The organism is Pseudarthrobacter chlorophenolicus, from assembly GCF_000962805.1.
Lineage (GTDB): Bacteria > Actinomycetota > Actinomycetes > Actinomycetales > Micrococcaceae > Arthrobacter > Arthrobacter chlorophenolicus_A.
Genome location: NZ_JZTW01000017.1, coordinates 23,514 through 46,508, shown reverse-complemented (window position 1 = coordinate 46,508; position 22,995 = coordinate 23,514). Strand labels below are relative to the sequence as shown.

The window sequence follows — 22,995 nt, the reverse complement described above, 5'->3', positions numbered from 1 at the left end:
CTCAGCCCACCAGTTCGTAGGCGGGGGTGGTGAGGAAGTCCGTGTACCCGTCGGAGAGGCAGATGTCAGCAATCAGGTCGCTGGCCGGCTGGTAGTACCGGCTGAACGCTTCGTCGCCCACTTCGGTGCGGAGCCGCTCGGTTTCCTCGCCCAGGATCCGCTCCACCAGGTCCTTGGTGACGGTGTTGCCGGTGTCGGCGAGGACGGACTTGTTGCGGATCTGCTGCCAGACCTGCGAGCGGGAGATCTCCGCGGTGGCGGCGTCCTCCATGAGGTTGTGGATGGCAACGGCACCGTTACCGGACAGCCATACGGCCGTGTAGGCCACCGCAACGTACAGGTTCAGGCGCAGTCCGGCCTCGGTCACCTGGCCCTCGGCGGAAGAGACGTCCAGCAGCTCGGCGGCGGTGACCGAAACTTCGGGGCGCTGCCTGTCCACCTGGTTCGGCTTGTCGCCGAGAACGGAATCGAAGACCTCGCGGCAGGTGGACACCAGGTCCGGGTGCGCGACCCAGGAGCCGTCGAACCCGTCGTTGGCTTCACGGGTCTTGTCCGCCCGGACCTTCTCGAAGGCCGCTGCGGTGACCTCCGGGTGGCGGCGGTTGGGAATGACGGCGGCCATGCCGCCCATGGCGAAGGCACCGCGGCGGTGGCAGGTCTTGACGAGCAGCTCGGTGTAGGCACGCATGAAGGGCGCGGTCATGGCCACGGAGGCGCGGTCCGGCAGGACGAACTCCTCCCCGGCATCACGGAAGTACTTGATGATGCTGAACAGGTAGTCCCAGCGGCCGGCGTTCAGGCCCGAGGCGTGGTCCCGCAGTTCGTAGAGGATCTCGTCCATCTCGAACGCGGCAGGGATGGTTTCGATCAGCACCGTGGCGCGGATGGTGCCCTGGTGCAGGCCGAGGAAGTCCTGGGCGAACACGAACACGTCGTTCCACAGCCGGGCCTCGAGGTGGCTTTCCATCTTGGGCAGGTAGTAGTACGGGCCCTGCCCGTTCAGCACCAGCTGCTTGGCGATGTGGAAGAAATGGAGGCCGAAGTCCACCAGTGCGCCCACGGCGGGTTCGCCGTTGACCAGGAGGTGCTTCTCCTGCATGTGCCAGCCGCGCGGGCGGGCCACTACGACGGCGAGCGGCGCGTCGGTGCGGAGCTTGTATTCCTTGCCCTCGTCCGAGGTGAAGCTGAGCGTGCCCTGCGCGGCGTCGCGGAGGTTGAGGATGGCGTCGATGACGTTGCCCCAGGTGGGTGTGCTGGCGTCCTCAAGGTCCGCCAGCCACACCTTGGCGCCCGAGTTCAGCGCATTGATGGCCATCTTCGCCGGTGAGGCAGGTCCTGTCATCTCCACGCGGCGGTCCTGCAGGGCCGCAGGTGCGGGCGCGACCTTCCAGTCGCCGTCGCGTACGTCCTGCGTCTCCGGCAGGAAGTCCAGCTTGCCGGTCTCGGCCACGCGCTGCCGCTTGGCGGAACGGGCCGCCAGGAGTTCGTTGCGGGTGCCGGCGAACCGGTTGTGCAGTTCCTCCACGAACGCCAGCGCCTTGGGGGTGAGGATCTCCTCCGCGCGGTTGATCGGCCGGGGATCTGTGACAGTGATGGCCATTTCTGGTCCTTTCCTTAGGCTGAAGACTTGTGCTGAAGTCAGGCGGTGAATCAGGCGTTGGCCAGGGCGGCTTCCGGTTCCGGCTGTTCCGCCGCTGCTGCGGTTGCCACGTTGGCGGCGTGCGCTGCGGCGGCCACGGCTGAGGCAACATCGGCGGCCACATGGGGATCGAAGACGCTGGGGATAATGTAGCTGGCATTGAGCTCGTCGTCAGCTACCCGGTTGGCGATGGCTTCCGCGGCGGCAACCAGCATTTCGGGGGTGATGTCCGAGGCTCCGGCGTCCAGCAGGCCGCGGAAGAAGCCCGGGAAGGCCAGCACGTTGTTGATCTGGTTGGGGAAGTCGCTGCGGCCGGTGGCCACCACTGCCGCGTGCTTCGCAGCGATGACGGGGTCGATTTCCGGCGTGGGGTTGGCCATGGCGAACACAATGGCGTCCTTGGCCATCGAAGCTACCTGTTCCTCACCGATGACGTGCGGGGCGCTGACGCCGATGAAGACGTCGGCGCCGACGAGTGCCTCGTGCAGTGTGCCGGAGAAGCCTTCCTCGTTGGTGTTGGCGGCGATCCAGCTGCGGTGTTCGTCGCTGTACGTTTCGCCGGAGTGGATGGCGCCGGAGCGGCCGGCGGCGACGATGTGCTCCGCACCCTGGGCCTTGAGGAGCTGGATGATGGCTGAGCCTGCGGCGCCGACGCCCGAGACGACGATCTTCACGTCGGAGAGCTTCTTGCCAACTACGCGCAGCGCGTTGACCAGGGCGGCGAGGGTGACGATGGCGGTGCCGTGCTGGTCGTCGTGGAACACCGGGATGTCCAGCTCTTCGCGGAGCCGGTTCTCGATCTCGAAGCAGCGCGGTGCCGCGATGTCCTCCAGGTTGATGCCGCCGTAGACAGGCGCCATGGCCTTGGCGATACGGATGATCTCCTCGGTGTCCTGGGTGTCCAGGCAGACCGGCCAGGCGTCCACGTTGGCGAACTGCTTGAACAGTGCTGCCTTGCCTTCCATGACGGGGAGGGCGGCGGCGGGGCCGATGTTGCCCAGGCCCAGGACGGCCGATCCGTCGGTGAGCACGGCGATGGTGTTGCGCTTGACCGTCAGGTTGCGGGCCGCGGCGGGGTCTTCGGCAATGGCCAGGCAGACACGGGCGACGCCGGGGGTGTAGGCACGCGAGAGGTCGTCGCGGTTGCGCAGGGCTACTTTGGGGACAACTTCGAGCTTGCCGCCGAGGTGCATCAGGAAGGTGCGGTCCGAGACGTGCTGCACCGTGACGCCGTCGAGCGCGTTGAGGGCGTCCTTGACGCGGGCGGCGTGTTCGTCGTCGGTGGTGTTGCAGGTGACGTCCACAACGAGGGTTTCGTGGTGGGACTCGCTGACGTCCAGGGCGGTGATGGCGGCGCCTGCCGCACCAACCGCGGCGGCGAGCTCGCTCGTGGCGCTGAAGCTGGACGGCGCTTCGACGCGCAGGGTGATCGAGTTTCCGGGGCTGGGGTTCGCCATTGAATGTCCTCCTGTTGGGGCCGTGCATCGGCCTGTTCCGGTAAGCCTGTTCTCTACGAATGTTTTCGTATTATGGATATTATTATCTGCAAGATGGAAATACAAGCCCTCCGAATGCGACTGGAGGACGTGGGTGCCGGCGCGTGCCCGCACCTCCGCGCTTGATGTATGTTGGGTGTTCTAAGCACTCTTTTCACGATGTGGATAAGAGTTGTCGGATTCCGAGCCGTAGGAGACAACGGAATGGCAGAAAAAGCGTCCGGTGGCGTGCAGTCGGTAGAGCGCGTCTTTGAACTGCTGGAGCTGATCACGGATGCCGGCGGCGATGTCACCCTGAGCGAGTTGTCCTCCTCCACTGACCTGCCGCTGCCTACCATCCACCGCCTGCTGCGGACCCTGGTGTCGCTGGGCTACATCCGCCAGCTGCCCAACCGCCGCTACGCCCTGGGCCCGCGGCTGATCCGGCTTGGCGAAGGCGCCAACAAGCAGCTTGGTGCCGTGGCCCGTCCCCAGCTGAAGGCCCTGGTCGACCAGCTCGGCGAGACCTCCAACATGGCCGTGCTGGATTCGGACATGGTCATCTACGTCGCCCAGGTGCCCTCGCTGCACTCGATGCGCATGTTCACCGAGGTGGGCCGGCGCGCCCACACCCATGCCACCGGCGTCGGCAAGGCCATCCTGGCCCAACTCGACGACGAGACAGTCCGCGGCATCGTGGCCCGTGCGGGAATGCCCACGCCCACCGTGAAGAGCATCGGCGACGTCGAGGAACTGCTGGCCGATCTCAAGCTGATCCGGGAACGTGGCTACTCCATCGACGAAGAGGAACAGGAGCTGGGCGTCCGCTGCTTCGCCATGGCCGTCCCCAACGCCCCCACCCCGACGGCGATCTCCGTCTCCGGCCCGGTGTCCCGGGTGGACGAGCATTTCGCCGACAAAGCCGTGCCGGTGCTCCGCCAGGCGGCCGAGACCATCTCCCGCGAGCTGAACCGCACCTAACCGCTGAGAGTTTTTGGGCAGATAACGCGACCTCAGCAGTGGAGAAGTTCCATTATCTGTCCGAAAACTTCGAGTGAGCGGACGACGGCGGCCCGCACCTTTGGCGAAAAGGTGCGGGCCGCCGTCGTTGGCTGGGTTGCTGCTAATGTTCTGATGCCTTTTGGGGCGACTCAACGCGGACTTCCTTGCCGTCGCAGTCGATGAGCTTGCCCCCTTCGAAGCGGTCGCCGTCCACCAGGCACTTGATGTCCTGTTCCTGCACCACGCGTTCAGTGCCGGCGACGAACACGGACTGGTTCTCCGAGTTGCCGGCCTTGAGGTGGTTGAACAGCAGGTTCAGCAGGATGGCCATGACGGCTGCCGAGCTGATGCCAGAGTGGAAGATGGTGCTGAACCAGGACGGGAAGCGGTCGTAGAACGCCGGTGCCGCAATGGGGATCATGCCGAACCCGATGGATGCTGCCACCACGATCAGGTTCATGTTGTTCTTGTACTCCACCTTGGACAGCGTGCGGATGCCGCTGGCGGCCACGGTGCCAAAGAGCACCACGCCGGCGCCGCCCAGGACGGGGGTGGGGACCGCTGCGACAACCCGGCCCAGGACCGGAAGCAGGCCGAGGATCACCAGGATCAGGCCGCCGGCACTGACTACGAACCGGCTTTTGACGCCGGTAATGGCCACCAGACCCACGTTCTGGGCGAAGGCGCTCTGCGTGAAGGAGTTGAACAGCGGGGAGATGGCGCTGGAGAGCATGTCTGCGCGGAGGCCGTTGCCGATCCGCTTGGAGTCCACCTTTGTACCCACGATTTCACCCACGGCGATGATGTCCGCTGACGTTTCGGTCAGGGTGACCAGGATGACGATCAGCATCGAGATGATGGCCGCGATCTCGAACGTGGGCGGGCCGAAGGCGAATGGGGTGGGGAAGGCGACGATCTCGCCCTGGCCCACCTTGGAGAAATCGGCCATGCCAAAGGCGAAGGCGATGCCCGTGCCGAGCACCATTGCCAGCAGGATCGAGAGCCGGGAGATGGCCGCGCTGCCCACCTTGCTCAGGAGCAGGACGATGCCCATGGTGGCGGCGGCGAGGCCGATGTTGGCCATGCTGCCGTAGTTGTCAGCCTTGTTGTTGCCGCCCATGGCCCAGTTGGCGGCCACCGGCATCAGGGTCAGGCCGATGGTGGTGATCACCGTTCCGGTCACCACGGGCGGGAAAAAGCGGATGATCTTCGAAAACAGCGGTGTGATCAGCAGGCCGATGAGCGAGGCCGCGATGACTGACCCGAAGACGGCCTGGATGCCGCCCCCGCCGTGGACAATCGCCACCATGGTGGAGACGCCTGCGAAGGAGACGCCCTGGACCAGGGGGAGCTGGGATCCGAAGAAGGGGACGCCGATGGTCTGGAGGATGGTGGCGAGGCCGCCCACGAAGAGGCAGGCCGCGATCAGCAGGCCGATGTCCTGCGAGGACATGCCGGCCGCGGCGCCGATGATCAGGGGAGGGGCGATGATGCCGCCGTACATGGTGAGGACGTGCTGGAAGCCGTAGGCGAACGTGCTTCCCAGCGGGAGCCGCTGGTCTTCCGGGCGGCCCGGCTGGGTGCCGCGTCCGGCGGCTGCGGCGGCCAGTTTCTTCTTGGTGTTCATGGCAGACTTTCTTGGTTCATGGCAGACGTCATCGTCTGGCTAACTGGTGTCTGGCTAACAGGTGAAGCTGTGGGTGCTGCGAGGCCGGAGTTTTTGGGCAGATACGGGGACTTCAGGGGTGCTGAAGCCGTGGTATCTGCCCAAAAACTCCGGGGTGGGGGGTGTTTAGCAGAAGCCGGCGATGCCGGACCAGGCTGCGGGTGCTGCGGTGGCGTCGTCGCGCTGGACGGTGGCCTCGATCAGGCCGTACGGGCGGTCGGCTGCGAAGAACACTTCATTGGGGTTGTCCAGCCCGAACGGGGACAGGTCAACCAGGAAGTGGTGCTTGTTGGGCATGGAGAACTTGATCTCGTCGATCTCGCTGTGGGCCTCCAGGACCTTGGTGCCCATGTCGAACAGGGTCTGCTGCAGGGCGTGGGAGTACTTCTCGGTGAATCCTTCGAGCAGGAGGCCCTTGACGTCCTCGTAGCTCTTGTTGAAGTCAAGGGTGCTGAAATCGGTGCCGGCCTTGAAGCGCCAGCGGGCGGAAACGTCCGTAGCGAGGATGCGGTCCGTGGTTTCCGGGAGGGTGGTGTAGCGGTCCCGGGGGTAGCCGACGAAGCCTGACTCGGTGGACTTCAGGACGGTCAGGTCCTTCAGGCCGGAGATGAGGTGGGTATCGGCGCCGTCGCGGACCAGCACTGCCGTGCGGACTTCCTGGCCGTTGCGGACGAACGAGTGGTCGTGTTCGCTGCCGTGGGCCTGGATACGGTTCCACGCGTAGGACTCGGCTTCCCAGCGGCCGCCGCTGACCCAGTCGAAGCTGGAGGTGAAGTGCTCGCCGAGGCGCAGCAGGAAAGCTTCCGGGGAGCCGATGCCGTCGCGGGCGAAGGCGTAGATGGTGTTCTTCTGGGTGTCCGTGGCCACCACGTGGGCGTTGTCGCCCTCCAGGTGGGCCGCGGAAAAGTCGCCGCGCAGCTGCGAGGTGACGTTCAGGTCTTCGATCTCGTGGCGGTTGGTGTCCCTGGTGATCTTGACGACGCGGACTTCGGCCTTGCCGTACTGGTTTTCGCCGAGAATGATCTTGCTGCTCATGGTCTTTTCCCAATCTCCGGTAAGTGGAACAAGGTTCCATCACTGAAATTAAGCGCGCATTTCAAGCGCGTTTCCGGTGGAGCCGACCCAACAAAAAAGAGCCGGCATCCATTGATGCCAGCTCATTACGACCCTGCCTGCTGCTCCCAGGTTACGTGACCTGCGCCACGAGTTGCCTAACAGCGTACCCCCGCAAGCCGGTGGTGTACATCACAAGTTCAAAAAACCGATTGTGACCGGCGGGCCAGCAGCTGCCTCGCGGAACCATTGACGCGACGGCGCAGGCCCCTTTACGCTTTTCATATAGCAAAAATTACTTTCCATAATGCGAAATAATAAAACGAGGAGGATCAGATGTACCAGCAGGAGTCGCAGGCAGTTGCACCGGCGAACACGGCGGGCAGTGCCGTCCAGGAGTTCTACCTCCCCCTCGGCGGCGGCACCGATCCGGACTTCTATGTTCCGGAGGACCGCATTCACGAACCCAGCCGCTTCTCGCGCTGGATCTCCGCCCTTCCGGGCTTCGGCCGGCAGCGCTAAGCCCCGTTCCGGCCGGGCCATTCCTTGCCGGCCCACGGATCGTAGTCCGCAATGAGTTCTTCCTGGCCCGGCCGGTCCGCCTCAGGGACGTGCTGCAGGTTGACCCGCACCCGGTACCAGAGCGAGCTTGAGCCCCGCATGCCATCCATGAGGATGTCCGCGGGCTGCAGGGATTTGACCACGACGGCGTGCCCGGACTTCCATTCCTCCAGCGCCTTGAGTGCCTCCGGCTTGGTTTTGGTGCGGGCCACCTCAATCAGCGGCATGGCGGACTGCCGCCGGCCGGATCCGTTTCCCGCCCGCGGCGCCTTCTCGGCCGGACCCAGCTCCTTCGCCAGGGCCAGCAGCCCGTCCAGCGAGCCGGCGGCGCCGTCAATGCCCGCGTGCGGATCGCCGATGTCCGCGAACCGCTCCAGCACCGTGGGGACTGTGAAGCGTTCCGGCCGGACGGTGCGGACCTCGTCCCAGGTGAGCGGCGTGGACACGCGCGCGTCGGGCAGGGCGCGCACCGAGTAGGCCGATGCCACGGTGCGGTCCTTGGCGTTCTGGTTGAAGTCAACGAACACGCTCTCGCCGCGTTCCTCCTTCCACCATCGGGCTGTGGCCAGGCCCGGGGCCCGGTTCTCCACCTCGCGCGCCAGCGTCTCGGCCGCAAGGCGGACGTCTTTATAGGACCACTCGGGCGCGATGCGCACCAATATGTGCAGCCCCCGGGATCCACTGGTCTTCGGCCACCCAACCAGCCCCGCGTCGTGGAGCACTTCCTGCGCCACATAGGCCACATCCACGATCTGCGACCAGTCCACGCCGGGCATGGGATCCAGATCCACCCGCAACTCGTCCGGATGCTCCAGGTCCTCGGCGCGGACCGGGTGCGGGTTCAGGTCCAGACAGCCGAGGTTCACCACCCATGCGAGGCCGGCTGCGTCCCGGATGACAGCTTCTTCCGCCGACGTCCCGGAGGCGTAGTGCAGCGTGGTGGTGTCGATGAACGGCGGGTGGTTTTCCGGGACGCGTTTCTGGAAGAACGGTTCGGCATCGATGCCTTTAGGGAACCGCTTCAGCACCATGGGCCTGCCGCCGGCACCCCGCAGTGCGCCGTCCGCGACGGCAAGGTAGTAACGCACCAGGTCCAGCTTGGTCAGCCCCGGTTCGGGGAACACCATTTTGTCCGGGCTCGAGATCCGGACTTCAACACCTTCGATGTCCAGGATCTCGGCCGGCGTCTTTGACGGAGTCATGGCGCCACGCTAGCAGCGGCGTTGATGCCTGTCAGCCGTTGACCAGCCTGCGCGCGGCCGTGGAGTGCTCCGCAACCAGCGCGGGGATGTCCAGCCCGGGGATCCGGCCGTCCACCACGCGCCACTGGCCGCCCACCATGACCCGGTCGGCCCTGTCGGCCGCGCACAGCAGGAGCGCCGCAATGGGGTCGTGGCTGCCGGAGAAGCGCAGGTCGTCCAGTTTGAACAGGGCGAGGTCTGCCTGCATCCCGGGTGCCAGCTGGCCCAGCCCCTTCCGTCCCAGCGCCGCCGCTGAGCCCCGCGTTGCCCAGCCGAGCGCCCGCTCCACCGGCACGTCCGCACCATAACGGAGGCGCTGCAGGTACAGGGCCTGCCGGGCCTCGAGGATCATGTTGGAGGCATCGTTCGACGCCGAGCCGTCCACTCCCAGCCCCACGGGAACTCCCGCGTCCTCCAGTTCCAGGACCCGCGCCGTTCCCGAGGCGAGGCGCATGTTGGACGTGGGGCAGTGCGCGACGGCGGTCCCCGCCGAACCGAGGCGGGTGATCTCCGCGTCGCTGAAATGGATGCCGTGCCCCAGCCAGGTGCGGTCCGTCAGCCAGCCCACGCTGTCCAGGTAGTCCACGGTCCGCAGCCCGAACCGTTCCCGGCAGAAGTCCTCCTCGTCCAACGTTTCGGCCAAGTGCGTATGCAGCCGGACGTCCAGCCTTTCGGCCAGTGCCGAGCTTTCGGCCATGATTTCTTTTGTCACCGAGAATGGCGAGCAGGGGGCCAGGGCTATCTGTATTACTGCGTCGTCGCCGCGTTCGTGATACTCCGAGACCAGGCGCTCGCTGTCCGCCAGCACCACCTCCGGATCCTGCACCGTGGACTGTGGCGGCAGGCCGCCGTCGTCCGTGCCCAGCGTCATGGAGCCGCGGGTGAGTGTTGCGCGCATGCCGAGGCGGCGCACCGCGGAGACTTCGATGTCGATGGCGTCTTCGAGGCCGGCCGGAAACAGGTAGTGGTGGTCTGCCGCGGTGGTGCAGCCGGACAGCAGCAGCTCTGCCAGGGCAACCGTGGCGGCCAGTTCGAGGTCCTTCGGCGTGAGCCGCGCCCACACCGGATACAGGTTCTGCAGCCAGGGGAACAGCGGGGCGTTGGCCACCGGACCCCAGGCGCGCGTCAGGGTTTGGTAGAAGTGGTGGTGCGTGTTGATCAGTCCGGGGAGCAGGACGTGGCTGCCCGCATCAAAGGTCTGGGAGCAGGGCGCGGACGGCTGCTGGCCCGCGGCGAGGACCTCCGTGATCACGCCGTTGCTGATGACCAGCCCGCCTGAGGCGTCCAGGGAATTGGCGGTGAAGGCGGCCAGCGGATTCCGGATCCAGAGCCGGGCAGCGGCGTCGGAAGTTGCGGAAGCGGGGGTGGGAAGAGTCATGGAAGGCATCCTTGTCTGAGCGGAGTTCTGCACGTTCCAGCTCAGTGAGGCCCTGTCTGCTGATCCAGGTGGCCGGCTGCCAGCTGCGATGCAGCGGGCGGTCCGGCTTTCGCACCAGCGTAGGGAATGCCGGTGACCTGAGTCAATGGCCGCGGAATGTGACCGGCAGCCTCCCGGTGGACGTGAGCGCGACGTAACGTGGATTTCACATTGCGAAATTAAATTTCCAGAAACCTATGGCGTGGACCACAAAGCGGTGCTAATCTCGATTCTGCCAAAGGCGGGCACCCGAACCCGGGAAGCTATCTACCAGGCGCAACTAAACCTTCACAGCACATGCTGAAGCCTGGTAACCGTTCGCACCTGGTTCCTTTGGTCCTTTGCGCGGCTTCAGGCTTCCCGGCACTAAGGAAGTCGCATCATGAGTACCACCGTCACGGCCGAGCAGTTCCTGGCCCGATCCATCCGGCTGGCAACAGCCAACGTCCTCAACAGCGGCGGGCCCTTCGGCGCCATGATCGTCACCGCGGACGGCAAGACGTTCGACGGCGTCAACCGCGTCACCGCTGACAACGATCCCACCGCCCACGCCGAAGTCACGGCCATCCGCACCGCCTGCCGCGAGCTCGGCACCTTCGACCTCAGCGGCGCCGTCCTTTACACCAGCTGCGAGCCATGCCCCATGTGCCTGGCCTCGGCACTCTGGGCCCGCGTGGAGCGAGTGGTCTTCGCCGCGGACCGCCACGACGCCGCCTCGGTGGGCTTCGACGACGCCGTCTTCTACGAGTATTTCGACAACCAAGACAGGGATTCCCTGATGCCGGTCTCCAAACTGGAACTGGCCGATCCCCAGGCGCCGGCCCCGCTGGAGCCGTTCAACACCTGGAACACGCTCGAATCCAGGATTGACTACTAGGGCCCGGTGGCTGACATGACAATCCTGGACAACTCCTCTGAAAAGCAGGCTGCACTGTTCCCGAATGGAGACAACAGTGCAGAGCCCGCAGGGGCACGCGACACGCAAACGGCAAGCGGGCGGGGACGGCAAGGAAGCACCCCGCCGGCGCCGAACAACATCCTTGACCGGTTCTTCCAGATCACCAAGCGCGGCTCCACCGTGGCCCGCGAGTTCCGCGGCGGACTGGTCACCTTCTTCACCATGGCGTACATCGTCATCCTGAACCCGCTGATCCTGGGCGGCTTCAGCGCGGACAACGCCCCCACGGACGTGGCGGGCGGCTGGCTCTCCGCCGCGCAGGTGGGGGCCGTCACAGGCCTCACCGCCGGCGTCATGACCATCCTCTTCGGCCTCATCGCCAACCTGCCGTTCGGCCTCGCAGCGGGCCTGGGCATCAACTCCTTCCTGGCCGTCTCCGTGATCCAGGAGGTCACGTGGGCCGAAGCCATGGGCCTGGTGGTGATCAACGGCATCCTGATTGTGCTGTTCGGCGTCACCGGCGCCCGGACCGCCATCTTCCGGGCCGTCCCCAAGGAACTTAAGGCCGCCATCACCGTGGGCATCGGCCTGTTCATCGCCTTCATCGGCTTCGTGGACTCCGGCTTCGTCCGGCCCACCGCGGGCGGCCCGCCCGTACAGTTGGGCGACGGCGGCTCCATCACCTCCGTGCCCACGCTCGTGTTCGTCGTTGGCCTCCTGGCCATGGGCATCCTGGTGGCCCGCAAGGTCCAGGGTGGCCTGCTCATCGGTATCGTCGGCACCACCGTGCTGGCCGCCGTCGTCGAAGCCTTCATGAAGATCGGCCCCGCCAGCGCCACCAACCCCGGCGGCTGGCACCTGAACACTCCCGTCCTCTCCGGACAACTGGTATCCGCGCCGGACCTGGGCCTGGTGGGCCAGTTCGATCTTTTCGGCTCGTTCGCCAGGATCGGCGGACTCGCAGCCACCATGCTGGTCTTCACCCTCGTGTTCACCAACTTCTTCGACGCCATGGGCACCATGACGGGCCTGGCCAAGAGCGCCGGCGTCGCGCACAAGGACGGCACGTTCCCGCGGCTCAAGTCGGCCTTCATCGTGGAAGGCTTCGGCGCTGTTGCCGGCGGTGCCACGTCCGGCTCGTCCAACACCGTCTACATCGACTCCGCGGCCGGCATCGGCGAAGGGGCCCGCACCGGGCTGGCCTCCGTAGTCACCGGCGTCTTGTTCCTGGGCTCGATGTTCCTCACTCCGCTCACCAGCGTGGTGCCGCTCGAAGTGGCCGCCGCCGCCCTGGTGGTAGTGGGCGCAATGATGATGGCGCAGATCCGCGAGATCAAGTTCACCAAGTTCACCGTGGCCCTGCCGGCGTTCCTCACCATCGTGACCATGCCGCTGAGCTACTCGATCGCCAACGGCATCGGCGTGGGCTTCGTCAGCTGGGCCATCATTGGCGCCGCGTCCGGAAAAGCGAAGAAGATCCATCCGCTCATGTGGGTGGTCAGCGCCGGGTTCCTGGTGTACTTCGCCCGCGGGCCCATCAACGCCCTGCTGGGCGGCTGACACCAGCAGCCCCGGGTCCGGCGGGACATCCGCATCCCGCACTGAAGATGCGGATGTCCCGGCCGGAATGCTTTCCCAACCACCGGATAGGAACGACAATGGACACCACCGCGCGGCAGGAGGAACACCGCAATGCTTGATTTGATCCCTTCGCTGGGCGCCTGGTTGCCTGCGCTCTCCGGGCGGCCGTTCGCCGTCGCCACCATTGTGGCCGCCGCCGGTTCCGTGCCCCGGCCCGTGGGCACGTCCATGATCGTCACGGCGTCAGGTCAGGTGCTGGGCAGCCTGTCCGGCGGCTGCGTTGAGGGCGCCGTGGTGGCGCTCGCGCAGGACGCCATGGACGACGCCGGCACCCGCCGGGAAACATTCGGCTTCAGTTCGGCTGACGCCTTCGCCGCCGGACTCACCTGCGGGGGCACGCTCACCGTCCACATCGAACCTGTTCCGGCCGCTGTGGCCGGTGGTACGCCACACCCGCTGCGTGCCGCCCTCCTCCACCTTGCCGGTGCCATCGCCGGCGAACCCGTTGCCTTGGTAAGGCGCCTGTCCCCGGACGGCGCCGCCGGGGGAGGTGGCGCCGTCGTCATACCGGATCCGGCCAGGGCCTGCGCGGCTGCCCCGGATCTCGCGGCGCTGCTGAGTGACGTGGGGCATGGGCGGGAAGCGGCGGAGATCCCCGCCCTCGTACAGTCTCAGCTGAGGGCCGGCGGAGCCGGACTGGTTCCGCTGCCCGGTCCGGACGGATGCCTTCAGGACCGGGCAACGGACCGCCACATGGGCCCTGCCGTGCTGGTGGAATCCCGGCTGGCTCCGCCACGGATGCTGGTGTTTGGCGCCAACGATTTCGGCGCCGCCCTGGTCCCCGCCGCCAAGCTCCTCGGCTACCACGTGACCCTGGTGGACGCCCGCCCGGCCTTCGCGAACCAGCCGCGGTTCGCCGCCGCCGATGAAGTCGTGACGGACTGGCCCCACCGCTACCTGGCTGCTGAGTCCGCGGCAGGCCGGCTGGACAGCCGCACCGTTGCCGCCGTCCTCACCCACGATCCCAAGTTCGATCTTCCGCTCCTCGAAACGGCCCTCGGCCTCGATCTCGCATACGTGGGGGCCATGGGATCGCGGCGCAGCCACCTGCAGCGCGTCGACGGCCTGCTCAGCGCGGGCATTCCGCCCGCCCGGATTGCCCAGCTCCATTCACCCATCGGCCTGGACCTCGGCGCCGTGACACCGGCGGAGGTGGCCGTGTCCATCACGGCCGAGCTCATCGCCGACCGGACGCGCGCTGCCAGCTGCGCACCGCTTCGTGAGACGTCCGGCAGTATCCACCAACACTCCGCGCCGTCGCCGGCGCCCACCACCCTTTACCAGCAGGAGAACGCATGGACATGAACACCATCGAGGCCGTGGTTCCCACCACGGACCCCGCCCAGTGGCGCGACGGCGACGCCTGGCTTGCCGGCGGCACGGTCCTGTTCTCCTACGGCAGCTACGCCTTCGGGCCCCAGCCGATCCGGCGCCTCCTTGATCTCGGCGCAGCGGGCTGGACGCCTGTTACCGCCACCGGCGACGGGATCGACCTCGCCGCCACCTGCTCCATCGCTGAGCTGTACCGCCTCCCTGACTCATCAGAGGCCGCGGGCATGCCCTGGCCTGCGCTGGACCTGGTCCGGCCGTGCTGCGACTCCTTCGTTGCTTCCTTCAAGGTGTGGAACATGTCCACCGTGGGCGGCAACCTGTGCACCTCGCTGCCCGCGGGCCCGGTCATCTCGCTGTGCGCCGGACTGGACGGGGTGGCCACCATCGCAGGGCCCGGCGGCACCAGCCGCAGCGTACCCGTCGCCGACTTCGTGACCGGGGACGCAAAGAACTGCCTGGCACCGGGCGAGCTGCTCCGCAGCGTCCATCTCCCGGCGTCGGCCCTCTCTTCCAGGGTAGCGTTCCGACGCCTGTCCCTGAGCAACCTGGGCAGGTCCGGAGTATTGCTGATCGGAAGGCTCGACGGCGGCACCGCCCTGGTCCTGACCGTCACCGCGGCCACGAAGCGGCCCGTGCAGCTGCGCTTCGACACTATTCCGGACACCGACCATCTGGCGGCCGCGCTCGACGACGCCATACCTGCCGCCCTGTACCACGACGACGTCCACGGGCTCCCGGCCTGGCGCCGGGACATGACCTACCGGCTGGCCGAGGAAATCCGTGCCGAACTGGCAGCACCTGAGGGGACAGCGGCGGGCCTTAGGGTGTCCGGCGACTTCTGGCCGCCCCGGAGTACCACGGCCACCGGTTCCACAGCTCTTCCGAAAGGGGCCTGACCATGGCCATCAACATCAACGGCGCACCGGCCGAAACGGATCCCCGCCCAGGGCAGTGCCTCCGGACCTTCCTCCGGGAACAGGGAAACCTCGGCGTCAAGAAAGGCTGCGACGGCGGCGACTGCGGCGCCTGCACGGTCCACGTGGACGGCACGCCGGTCCACAGCTGCATCTACCCCGCGGTCCGTGCCGACGGGCGCGCCGTCACCACCATCGAAGGACTGGCCGCCGCGTCCGGCGACGGTACCGGCCTGCACCCCGTGCAGCAGCAGTTCATGGAGCGGCAGGGCTTCCAGTGCGGCTTCTGCACCGCCGGCATGGTGATGACCGCCGCCACATTCGACGACGAACAAAAGGACAACCTGCCCCGCAACCTCAAGGGCAACCTCTGCCGCTGCACGGGCTACCGCGCCATTGCCGACGCCGTCTGCGGCCACGCAGGGCACCCGGATCCGCAGGGGCAGGGCTCGGGTATTGCCGGGGCAGGCCAGCCGGACCCGGAACCCGGCCAGCTTGGTGACGACGTCCCCGCGCCGGCCAGCCGTGCAGTGGTCACCGGCGCGGCCCGCTACACCCTGGACATCCCGCAGGAGCAGCAGCAGGCACTGCTGCACCTCAAGATCCTGCGGTCCCCGCACGCCCACGCGCGGGTGGTGTCCATCGACAAGGACGCAGCCCTCCGGATCCCCGGCGTGGTGGCTGTCTTCACCTCCGATGACGCCCCGGAGCAGCTGTTCTCCACCGCCCAGCACGAGCTGTTCACCGACGATCCGGACGATACCCGCGTGCTGGATGACGTGGTCCGGTTCATCGGGCAGCGCGTGGCCGCCGTCGTGGCCGAATCCGTGGCTGCCGCCGAGGCCGGTGTGCGGGCGCTCGCGGTGGAGTACGGGGAACTGCCCGCGGTCCTCACACCGCAGGACGCACTCCAGCCGGGCGCCCCGCTGGTGCACGGCGACAAGGACGGCGCCACCGCCCGGATCTCCCGCCCGGACCGCAACGTGGTGGCCGAGCTGCATTCCGAGCTTGGAAGCGTGGCAGACGGGTTTTCGGCAGCAGACTTCATCCACGAGCAGACTTACCAGACCCAGCGGGTCCAGCACGTGGCTTTGGAGACCCACGCCGCCGTCGCCTCCGTTGATGCCGAGGGCCGGCTCCAGGTCCGCACCTCCAGCCAGGTACCGTTCCTGGTCCGGCGCACCCTGTGCAGGGTGTTCGGGCTGGAAGAGGACCGGGTGCACGTAGTGGCAGGCAGGGTTGGCGGTGGCTTCGGGGGCAAGCAGGAAGTCCTCACCGAGGACCTCGTGGCGCTCGCGGCCCTGAAACTGGGGCGGCCCGTCCAGCTGGAACTTACCCGCACTGAACAGTTCACCGCCACCACCACCCGGCATCCGTTCACCATCAAGCTCAAGGCCGGGGCCAGCAAGGACGGCCACCTCACCGCCCTGGAGCTGGACGTCCTCACCAACACCGGCGCCTACGGGAACCATGGCCCCGGGGTCATGTTCCACGGCTGCGGCGAATCCCTTGCCGTGTACAAGTGCGACAACAAGAAAGTGGACGCCCACGCCATGTACACGCATACGGTCCCGGCCGGGGCGTTCCGCGGATACGGGCTGAGCCAGATGATTTTTGCTGTGGAGTCTGCCATGGACGAGCTCGCCGCCGGCATCGGCATGGACCCGTACGAGTTCCGCCGCCGAAACATGGTGCGCGAAGGCGACCACATGCTGTCCACCCACCCGGAACCCGAGGAGGACGTTCACTACGGCAGCTACGGGCTGGACCAGTGCCTGGACCTGGTGCGCGGCGCCCTGGACCGGGGCCTGGAGCGGTACCGCGCTGCCGGGCTGGACCAGCTGGGACCGGACTGGATGACCGGTGAGGGCGCCGCGCTGTCCATGATCGACACCGTGCCGCCGCGTGGACACTTCGCCCACTCCCGGATGCGGCTCCTGCCCGACGGGACGTACCAGGCCGACGTCGGCACGGCCGAGTTCGGCAACGGCACCACCACCGTCCACGCCCAGCTGGCCGCCACCGCCCTCTCCACCGAGGCCGCCCGGGTAGCTGTGCGGCAGTCCGACACGGACTTGGTGGAGCACGATACCGGCGCCTTCGGTTCGGCCGGCACAGTGGTGGCCGGAAAGGCCACGCTTGCTGCGGCCGAGGAACTGGCTGTCCGCATCCGGGCCTTTGCCGCTGGTATCCGGCAGACCCAGGCCTCCGCCTGCGTCCTGGACGGAGACGCTGTGGTGGTGGACGGGACGCCCGTGGCACTTTCGGAGCTGGCGCACGCAGCTGCGGAAGCCGGCGTCGAACTCGCCGCCGAAGGCCGCTGGGGCGGAACCCCCCGGTCCGTGGCGTTCAACGTGCACGGCTTCCGCGTCGCGGTGAACCGGAACACCGGCGAACTGAGGATCCTGCAAAGCGTGCAGGCGGCCGACGCCGGCGTGGTGGTCAACCCCCGGCAGTGCCGCGGCCAGATTGAAGGCGGAATCGCGCAGGCCATCGGTGCGGCGCTGTACGAGGAAGTGGTGGTGGACGGCGCCGGCAAGGTCACCACGGACATCCTGCGGCAATACCACATTCCTACTTTCGCGGACGTGCCGCGCAGCGAGGTGTACTTTGCCGACACCAACGACAAGCTGGGGCCTTTGGGCGCGAAGTCGATGAGTGAAAGCCCGTTCAATCCCGTGGCGCCGGCGCTGGCCAACGCCATCCGGAACGCCACCGGGGTGCGGTTCGCGTCCCTGCCCATCGCGCGGGACCGGATCTACCTGGGGCTTAAGGAGGCCGGGTTGGTCCCCGTGGACCATGTCCACTCCCAGCCAGTGCGGTGAACCGGCGGACTGTAAAATTCCTGTGGCTGCCGGGCTGCCCCCTATAGTCGGGGGATGGAACAACGGATTTTAGGCAGGACCGGACGGAACGTCTCCATCGTAGGGTTGGGCACCTGGCAGCTTGGCGCGGACTGGGGCAACGTTGACCCGGCCCAGGCCCAGGCCATCCTGGCGGCGTCCGCCGAAGCCGGTGTCACGTTCTTCGACACCGCCGACGTGTACGGCGATGGCAAGAGCGAGCAGGCCATCGGCAAGTTCCTGGCCGACAACCCCGGGCTGGACATCACCGTGGGCACCAAGATGGGCCGCCGGATGGACCAGCGCCCGGAGAACTACACGCTGGCCAACTTCCGCCAGTGGGTTGACCGCTCGCGGAAGAACCTGGGAACGGACACCCTGGACCTGGTCCAGCTGCACTGCCCGCCCACGCCGGTGTTCAGCAACAACGAGGTCTACGACGCCCTGGACACCCTGGTGTCTGAGGGGGCCATCCGCAACTATGGCGTCAGCGTGGAGCGGACGGACGAGGCCCTGGAAGCCATCCGGCGCCCGGGAACGGCCTCGGTCCAGATCATCCTGAACGCGTTCCGGCTCAAGCCGCTGGACGAGGTCCTGCCCGCCGCGAAGGCAGCCGGCGTGGGGATCATCGCCCGCGTACCCCTGGCTTCAGGGCTGCTGTCCGGAAAATACACCAAGGACACCACGTTCGCGGACAACGACCACCGGAACTACAACCGGGACGGCGGTTCCTTCGATGTGGGGGAGACCTTCTCCGGAGTGGACTTCCAGCTGGGCCTGAAGGCTGTGGCCGAGTTCGAACAGCTGGTTCCCTCCGGCGCCACCACCGCCCAGGCCGCCATCGCGTGGATCGCAGCACAGGACGGCGTCACCACGGTGATCCCGGGTGCCCGTAGCGTGGACCAGGCTGTGGCGAATGCTGCCGCCGCGTCCGTGGCTGTTTCCGATGAATTCGGTGAGGGCGTCCGCTGGATCTACGACCACTACTTCCGCGAGGTCATCCACCCGCGCTGGTAGCCGCGATGCCAGGTCCGGACAGTTCCATGCGGCCCGCTGACAGCGTCGACGCGTTCATTGGCGCGCTCGCCGCCGTGGAGCCGGGTGCTGACTGGGCCAACTTCTTCGATCACACAGTCCCGGAAAATGCGCTGCGCCGGAGCAACCTTGCGCTTTACGTGCAGGAGATGCTGGAACGCCGGCCATCGATCCTGCTGGTGGGCGAGGCGCCGGGTTTCCGGGGCATGCGGCTCACCGGTGTGCCCTTCACCAACCGCACCATGTTCGAGGGGCCGGCCAACAGTTTTGGGCTGTTCGGGCCGGGCAAGGGGTACGTCCTGCCGCCGGACGCTGCAGGGATTGCGGCGGAGCCTACGGCCACGGTGATGTGGGAGGTCCTCGCGGAGCTTGGTGTCCTGCCGCTGCTGTGGAGCGCGTTCCCGTGGCACCCGCACAAGCCGGGGCAGCCGCTGACCAACCGCACGCCGCGGCCGTCCGAAGCGGTCCTGGGCACCCCGTTCTGGCAGGCACTGGCAGAGCTCTTCGCTGTCCGCACCATAGTGGCCGTGGGCAACGTGGCCCATGGCAGCCTGCTCCGGAGCGGACTGGATGCGCCGAAGATCCGGCACCCAGCCCACGGCGGCAGGGCCGGGTTCAAGAGTGGGTTGGAGCAGCTGCTACTGAAGTAAGCCCAGTTGGTCCGGTGTGTCCACATCCTCGCCGGTGGACTGGTCGCTGCAGTCCACCTCATCCACCAGTTCGGGGTGGTCCCGCAGGAAGCGGCGCGCCCCGGCGTCGCCAGTCACCGTTGCGGCAACCGCCGGCCGCAGCGAAGCGTCGATGAGCAGGGGATGGCCGCGGCGCAGCTTGGGCGGCAGACCGCCGTCGTCCGGTGATTCCCGACGGCGGTACGCGGCGGCGGTGATCCGGCCCGGGCGGTGGGCGGCCAGCAGCCGCGCCACCGTTTCCGGGGTGAGCCCGGGCTGGTCCGCCAGGGCAACCAGAATGTGGTCCGCCGGGTCTGCCGTCCGTTCACCGAGCAGGAAGGAACTTCCCATGCCGGACTGCCAGTCCTTATTGGTGGCAATCCGGCAACGGCCCAGATTGGCCGCCGCTACAACCTCCGTGGCACCCGCGCCAAGGACCGCCACCACGTCACGGCAGCCGCCGTCGAACAGTGTTCCGGCGATGGCCTCCACCAGCGGCCGCCCGCGGTAGGGGAGCAGGGCTTTGGGCCCCCGGCCCAGGCGCGTCCCCGCGCCGGCGGCCAGGACGATACCCGTTGTCTTCACCTGTCCCATCCCCATACCCGCACCCTAACCGAGTTTTGGGCAGATACCGCGGCTTACGAGCCCCATAGGTCGTTGTACCTGCCCAAAAACTCTTGCGGGTGGATCAGGCGTCGCCGCCCGCACCACCTGTAGTGCCGGCGTTGACGTCCAGGAGCTTGTACCGGTCCATGGCGTACTGCGGTGCGCCCTCCTCCACGTCGCCCCGCGCCGCGAGCATCTGCAGCGCCTTCACCACGATGGAGTGGGTGTCGTTCTTGAAGAAGCGGCGGGCTGCTGCTCGGGTGTCGGAGAAGCCGAAGCCGTCAGCGCCGAGGGTGGCGTATTCGTTGGGGACGAACTGGCGGATCTGGTCGGGGACGGCTTTCATGTAGTCGGAGACGGCGACGACGGGGCCGGTGGCGCCTTCGAGTTGTTGGGCGACGAACGGGACCCGGGCGGGTTGTTCGGGGTTGAGGAAGGCTTCTTCTTCGGCGGCGAGGCCGTCGCGTCGGAGTTCGTTCCAGGAGGTGACGGACCAGACGTCGGCCGAGACGGACCAGTCTTCGGCGAGGATGCGCTGGGCTTCGAGGGCCCAGGGCACGGACACGCCGGAGGCCAGGATCTGCGCCTTTGGTCCCTCAACGCCCGACGCCGAGATCCGGTGGATGCCGCGCAGGACACCCTGCACATCCAGGTTTTCCGGCTCAGCAGGCTGGACGATGGGCTCGTTGTAGACCGTGAGGTAGTACATGAGGTTCTTGTCTTCGAAACCTGCCGTCCCGCCGTCGGACTTTTCCCCGTACATGCGTTCGAGGCCGTCGCGGATGATGTGGCCCATTTCGTAGCCGTAGGCGGGGTCGTAGGTGACTACTGCCGGGTTGGTTGATGCCAGGAGGGGGGAGTGGCCGTCGGCGTGTTGGAGGCCTTCGCCGGTGAGGGTGGTCCGTCCTGCGGTGGCGCCGATGATGAAGCCGCGGGTCATCTGGTCCGCGGCGGCCCAGAAGGCGTCGCCGGTGCGTTGGAAGCCGAACATGGAGTAGAACACGTAGACCGGGACCAGGGGCACGCCGTGGGTGGCGTAGGCGGTGCCGGCGGCGGTGAAGGCTGCCACGGCGCCGGCTTCGTTGATGCCGGGGTGGATGAGCTGGCCGGCGGGGGATTCCTTGTAGGCCAGGACGAGGTCGCGGTCCACGGACAGGTAGTTCTGGCCCTTGGGGTTGTAGATCTTCGCCGTGGGGAAGAACGCATCCATACCGAAGGTCCGCGATTCGTCCGGAACGATGGGAACAATCCGGTGCCCGAACTTCTTGTCGCGGAGCAGGTCCTTGAGCAGGCGCACGAACGCCATGGTGGTGGCGGCCTGCTGTTTCCCCGAGCCGCGCCTGGCCGCATCGTAGGACTTCAGTTCCGGCAGCTCGACGGCCTCATGGTGTGAACGGCGTTCGGGTACCGAGCCACCCAGCGCCCGCCGGCGTTCGTGGAGATAGGCGATTTCGGGTGCATCGGCACCCGGGTGGTAGTAGGGCGGGCGGTAGGGATCTGCGTCCAATTGCTCATCAGACACGGGGATACGGAGGTAATCCCGGAAGTCCTTGAGGTCTTCCACCGTCAGCTTCTTCATCTGGTGGGTCGCGTTGCGGCCCTCGAAGTGCGGTCCGAGTCCGTAGCCTTTGACGGTTTTGGCGAGGATGACGGTGGGTTTGCCCTTGAATTCGGTGGCGGCTTTGTAGGCGGCGTAGACCTTGCGGTAGTCGTGGCCGCCGCGTTTGAGGTTCCAGATCTGGTCATCGGTGAGGTCCGCGACCATGTCCTTGGTGGCCGGGTCCTTGCCGAAGAAGTGTTCGCGGACGAACCCGCCGGATTCGGCCTTGTAGGTCTGGTAGTCCCCGTCGGGGGTTTCGTTCATGATCTTCACCAGGGACCCGTTGGTGTCCTGGGTGAGCAGGTCATCCCACTCCCGGCCCCAGACGACCTTGATCACGTTCCAGCCCGCGCCGCGGAAGAACGCTTCGAGTTCCTGCATGATCTTCCCGTTGCCCCGGACCGGCCCGTCGAGGCGCTGGAGGTTGCAGTTGATCACGAAGTTCAGGTTGTCCAGGTTCTCGTTCGCGGCGAGCTGGAGCAGGCCGCGGGACTCGGGCTCGTCCATTTCCCCATCGCCCAGGAACGCCCAGACCTGCTGGTCACTGGTGTCTTTGAGGCCACGGTTGTGCAGGTACCGGTTGGACTGGGCCTGGTAGATCGCGTTCATCGGGCCGATGCCCATCGACACGGTGGGGAACTCCCAGAAGTCCGGCATCAGGCGCGGGTGCGGGTAGGAGGACAGGGCATGGCCGGCCCGGGACTTTTCCTGCCGGAACCCGTCCAGGTCCTCCTCCGTGAGGCGGCCTTCCATGAACGCCCGGGCGTACATGCCGGGGGAGGCGTGGCCCTGGAAGAAGACCTGGTCCCCGCCGCCGGGGGCGTCCTTGCCGCGGAAGAAGTGGTTAAAGCCCACCTCGTACAGGGTCGCCGCCCCGGCGTAGGTGGAGATATGCCCGCCCACCCCGATCTCGGGCCGCTGCGCCCGGTGCACCATGACCGCGGCGTTCCACCGCATGTACGCCCGGTACCGGCGCTCGTACTCCTCGTTGCCCGGGAACGGTGCTTCCTGGTCCACCGGGATCGTGTTCACGTAATCGGTGGTGGTCACCATCGGCACCCCGACACTCTGCGCGCCCGCACGCTGCAGCAGGCTCCGCATAATGTACTGGGCACGCTCGGTACCCTGTTCCCGGATCAACGCATCCAGGGACTCAACCCACTCCGCAGTCTCTTCCGGATCACGATCAGGCAGCTGGTCAGTCAACCCGCTGAGGATATGGGAGGTATCTTCTCCTGCAGCCACGGGAGCCTCTTTTCATCATCGAATGGCCCATGTTTTCGTATTGTGAGAAAACATTCTTGCATGACGAGATTATCCGCGAGGCGCCGCTCGGGTCAATGTGAGGGCCTGCCGCTCTCCTTGCGAGCCGAAGGCCCGCCCCTCCCAACCATTTGTGACTGT

Annotated in this window: 17 protein-coding genes; 9 read left to right on the top strand and 8 right to left on the bottom strand. The window is 66.9% G+C overall.

From position 1 onward, the window contains the following. Position 1: 1 nt before the first annotated feature. Together aceB and UC32_RS15980 are read right to left on the bottom strand one after the other, a co-directional pair. On the bottom strand, positions 2-1,600 hold the full coding sequence (aceB, locus tag UC32_RS15985) for a malate synthase A (protein ID WP_015938367.1): 1,599 nt from the start codon (positions 1,598-1,600) through the stop codon (positions 2-4). A gap of 50 nt (positions 1,601-1,650) precedes the next feature. Beyond that, a complete protein-coding gene (locus UC32_RS15980; protein WP_045732186.1) occupies positions 1,651-3,096 on the bottom strand; it encodes an NAD-dependent malic enzyme in 1,446 nt (481 codons plus the stop codon). A 243-nt stretch (positions 3,097-3,339) separates the two neighbouring features. Between UC32_RS15980 and UC32_RS15975 the strand changes: the two genes are divergently transcribed. Continuing rightward, positions 3,340-4,095: an IclR family transcriptional regulator gene (locus UC32_RS15975; protein ID WP_015938365.1), complete on the top strand. Its 756-nt coding sequence runs from the start codon at positions 3,340-3,342 to the stop codon at positions 4,093-4,095. A 142-nt stretch (positions 4,096-4,237) separates the two neighbouring features. Here UC32_RS15975 and UC32_RS15970 read toward each other — a convergent pair whose 3' ends face one another. Together UC32_RS15970 and pucL are read right to left on the bottom strand one after the other, a co-directional pair. After that, complete coding sequence (locus UC32_RS15970) at positions 4,238-5,743, bottom strand: nucleobase:cation symporter-2 family protein (protein WP_045732185.1); 1,506 nt, start codon at positions 5,741-5,743, stop codon at positions 4,238-4,240. 165 nt (positions 5,744-5,908) lie between these two features. Next, positions 5,909-6,817, bottom strand: a complete 909-nt coding sequence (gene pucL, locus UC32_RS15965; RefSeq protein ID WP_045732184.1) for a factor-independent urate hydroxylase — start codon at positions 6,815-6,817, stop codon at positions 5,909-5,911. Positions 6,818-7,171: 354 nt separating this feature from the next. On the opposite strand from pucL, the gene UC32_RS15960 reads away from it, so the two are divergent. Continuing rightward, the gene (locus UC32_RS15960) at positions 7,172-7,357 is read left to right on the top strand and encodes a hypothetical protein (protein WP_045732183.1); all 186 of its coding nucleotides are present in this window, start codon (positions 7,172-7,174) and stop codon (positions 7,355-7,357) included. Here the strand turns inward: UC32_RS15960 and ligD are convergent. Together ligD and UC32_RS15950 are read right to left on the bottom strand one after the other, a co-directional pair. After that, a complete protein-coding gene (gene ligD / locus UC32_RS15955; protein ID WP_045732182.1) occupies positions 7,354-8,598 on the bottom strand; it encodes a non-homologous end-joining DNA ligase in 1,245 nt (414 codons plus the stop codon). The two genes, UC32_RS15960 and ligD, sit on opposite strands and share 4 nt — an antisense overlap. 31 nt (positions 8,599-8,629) lie before the next feature. Further along, complete coding sequence (locus UC32_RS15950; protein WP_045732181.1) at positions 8,630-10,015, bottom strand: 8-oxoguanine deaminase; 1,386 nt, start codon at positions 10,013-10,015, stop codon at positions 8,630-8,632. Positions 10,016-10,436: 421 nt separating this feature from the next. On the opposite strand from UC32_RS15950, the gene UC32_RS15945 reads away from it, so the two are divergent. From UC32_RS15945 to UC32_RS15915, 7 genes are all read left to right on the top strand, one after another. Beyond that, positions 10,437-10,931 (top strand): nucleoside deaminase, encoded by a 495-nt coding sequence (locus UC32_RS15945; RefSeq protein WP_045732180.1) that lies wholly within the window; start codon positions 10,437-10,439, stop codon positions 10,929-10,931. 6 nt (positions 10,932-10,937) lie between these two features. After that, positions 10,938-12,512 (top strand): NCS2 family permease, encoded by a 1,575-nt coding sequence (locus UC32_RS15940; protein WP_045732179.1) that lies wholly within the window; start codon positions 10,938-10,940, stop codon positions 12,510-12,512. 132 nt (positions 12,513-12,644) lie between these two features. Further along, the gene (locus UC32_RS15935; protein WP_045732178.1) at positions 12,645-13,898 is read left to right on the top strand and encodes an XdhC family protein; all 1,254 of its coding nucleotides are present in this window, start codon (positions 12,645-12,647) and stop codon (positions 13,896-13,898) included. Next, entirely contained in the window at positions 13,889-14,821 is a 933-nt protein-coding gene (locus tag UC32_RS15930; RefSeq protein WP_045732177.1) for an FAD binding domain-containing protein, read from the top strand. The genes UC32_RS15935 and UC32_RS15930 overlap by 10 nt, the downstream gene beginning before the upstream one ends. Before the next feature lie 2 nt (positions 14,822-14,823). Further along, entirely contained in the window at positions 14,824-17,664 is a 2,841-nt protein-coding gene (locus tag UC32_RS15925) for a molybdopterin-dependent oxidoreductase (RefSeq protein ID WP_045732176.1), read from the top strand. Positions 17,665-17,718: 54 nt separating this feature from the next. Then, positions 17,719-18,699 carry an aldo/keto reductase gene (locus UC32_RS15920; protein WP_045732175.1) on the top strand — a complete coding sequence of 327 codons (981 nt, stop codon included), beginning with the start codon at positions 17,719-17,721 and terminating at the stop codon, positions 18,697-18,699. A gap of 26 nt (positions 18,700-18,725) precedes the next feature. After that, positions 18,726-19,367: a uracil-DNA glycosylase gene (locus UC32_RS15915; protein ID WP_045732174.1), complete on the top strand. Its 642-nt coding sequence runs from the start codon at positions 18,726-18,728 to the stop codon at positions 19,365-19,367. Here UC32_RS15915 and nboR read toward each other — a convergent pair. Together nboR and aceE are read right to left on the bottom strand one after the other, a co-directional pair. Further along, positions 19,356-19,985, bottom strand: a complete 630-nt coding sequence (gene nboR / locus UC32_RS15910; protein ID WP_045732173.1) for a nicotine blue oxidoreductase — start codon at positions 19,983-19,985, stop codon at positions 19,356-19,358. The genes UC32_RS15915 and nboR overlap by 12 nt on opposite strands. A gap of 88 nt (positions 19,986-20,073) precedes the next feature. Then, positions 20,074-22,836, bottom strand: coding sequence for a pyruvate dehydrogenase (acetyl-transferring), homodimeric type (aceE, locus tag UC32_RS15905; protein WP_045732172.1), 2,763 nt, complete (start codon positions 22,834-22,836; stop codon positions 20,074-20,076). Between the last annotated feature and the right edge of the window lie 159 nt (positions 22,837-22,995).